The sequence below is a fragment of the Dorea sp. 210702-DFI.3.17 genome (assembly GCF_020560825.1).
Lineage (GTDB): Bacteria > Bacillota > Clostridia > Lachnospirales > Lachnospiraceae > Dorea > Dorea formicigenerans.
This window is the reverse complement of the sequence record NZ_JAJCNB010000129.1, coordinates 1-254: the sequence shown is the minus strand read 5'-3', so window position 1 is coordinate 254 and position 254 is coordinate 1. Positions and strand designations below refer to the sequence as shown.

Annotated in this window: 1 pseudogene; it reads left to right on the top strand. The window is 34.3% G+C overall.

Features of this window, described 5'->3' with window-relative positions:
• Positions 1–254: pseudogene (locus tag LI149_RS15225) on the top strand (cysteine--tRNA ligase); the annotation flags it as partial.

Sequence of the window (254 nt, the reverse complement as noted above, 5' to 3'; positions counted from 1 at the left end):
GGTAAAGGTAGACCAGGTTGGCACATTGAATGTTCAGTAATGGCTTATCATGAACTAGGGTCTACAATAGATATTCACGCAGGTGGTTCAGATTTACAATTTCCGCATCATGAAAATGAAATTGCTCAATCAGAGGCTCATAATCATGCACCTTTCGCAAATTATTGGATGCATAATGGTTTTATTAATATTGATAATGAGAAAATGAGTAAGTCTCTAGGAAATTTCATTTTAGTTCACGATATCATTAAAGA